Genomic DNA, 1424 nt, shown 5'->3' with positions numbered 1-1424 from the left:
TGAACTGACCCCCTAAACTTAGACAGTTTAAGTTTGCATCAAGGACTGAGCTTTGTACTTAACAGGGCTCAGTCCTTTTAGTTTAAGCTGAATTCTCTCATGATTATAGTAGTGAATATAGTCATGAATCTGTTTTTCCAAAGCCTCAATCGTTTCAGGCTTCTCAATGTAGATAGTCTCACACTTCAAAGACCCAAAGAAGCTTTCCATCAACGCATTATCTAAACAGTTCCCTTTTCGGCTCATACTTTGCTTAATATGATTCTCTTTAAGCGTATTCGCAAACGGTTTCATCTGATAATGCCATCCTTGATCTGAATGCAGTGTTAGTGTTTCCTTTCGCTTTATAGGTATGCCTTTGAGCGCACGATCAAGCATCTGTTGGACTAAGTCATATACCGGTCGTCTTGATAGTTGGTAGCTAATAATTTCATTGTTAAAGCAGTCAAGTATTGGGGATAGATATAGCTTATCATCACCCACTTTAAACTCCGTAATGTCTGTCAGCCACCTGCGATTAGGCGCCTCTGCTCTAAACTTGCGTTTGACTAAGTTCTTGGCGATCACACCGCACTGTCCTTTATAGGAGCGATACTTTTGTCGTCTGATTTTAGCATTAAGTTTAAGCTCACCCATGAGTCTGGCAATCAACTTATGATTGTGTTTTAGATATTCATTCTTAAGCGTTTGAGTTATGCGGCGATAGCCGTACCGACCTTTATGGTGATGGTAGATATCACTGATACGCTGTTTAAGATCGGCATACTTATCATCAGCCGTCAGCAAGTTTAGATGATAGTAAAAGCTACTTCTTGGTATACCTGCAATAAGTAGTAGTAAAGCTAAGGGGTGCTGATTCCTTAGTCCTTCGATGAGCCTTGCTTTGTCGTGGCTTGTTCCCTTTCCCTGAGCAAGGCATCGAGCTTTTTTAGATAAGCGTTCTCCGCACGCAAATACTCATTCTCGCGTTTGATCTCTGCTACACTTTTCTCATGGTCAGGCTTGTCAGTAAGGTAAGGGTGATTCATAGTAAGTCGTCCTTTGGCTTTGGCGGTTAAGCCTAGCATACCATGACAAGCATAGGAGCTGCGCCAAGCACTGATTAAAGCAGGTGAGCTGATGTTGAACTTTAAAGCGGCTTGTGATTGACTTAAACCTTCATCTGCCATAGTGGTGAGAACTTGAAGCTTAAAATCACAACTGTATATAGCTTTACGAGTTTTAGGTTTGATGGCAAGGACGCCTCCAGCTTGATACTGGTTGACCCATTTAACAACATCTTTATCGTCAATATTAAAGTGCTTGGCAGTAGCATAAGCGGAATGACCTTGCTGATAATAGGCGATCACTCTTATCTTAAAGTCTATGTCGTATTTCATAAAATAACCCCCAAAAGTTGTGTCCAACTTATGGGGGTCAGTTCA

At 41.3% G+C, this 1424-nt stretch carries 2 protein-coding genes; both read right to left on the bottom strand.

Features of this window, described 5'->3' with window-relative positions; all coding sequences use genetic code 11:
* Positions 1-27: 27 nt before the first annotated feature.
* The gene (locus AC2FA3_RS14975) at positions 28-873 is read right to left on the bottom strand and encodes an IS3 family transposase (RefSeq protein ID WP_490510276.1); all 846 of its coding nucleotides are present in this window, start codon (positions 871-873) and stop codon (positions 28-30) included.
* Positions 861-1379 carry a helix-turn-helix domain-containing protein gene (locus AC2FA3_RS14970; RefSeq protein WP_490510275.1) on the bottom strand — a complete coding sequence of 173 codons (519 nt, stop codon included), beginning with the start codon at positions 1377-1379 and terminating at the stop codon, positions 861-863. Before AC2FA3_RS14970 ends, AC2FA3_RS14975 begins: the two co-directional genes overlap by 13 nt.
* Positions 1380-1424: the final 45 nt, after the last annotated feature.

It is taken from the genome of Janibacter sp. CoH_79_TC_3 (genome assembly GCF_058197955.1).
The sequence above is the reverse complement of the archived record's forward strand: the minus strand, read 5'-3'. Positions and strand labels throughout refer to the sequence as shown.

Excerpts from the sequence above, each read along its gene's own strand:
- AC2FA3_RS14970 (WP_490510275.1), bottom strand. The coding sequence starts at position 1,379 with ATGAAATACGACATAGACTTTAAGATAAGAGTGATCGCCTATTATCAG.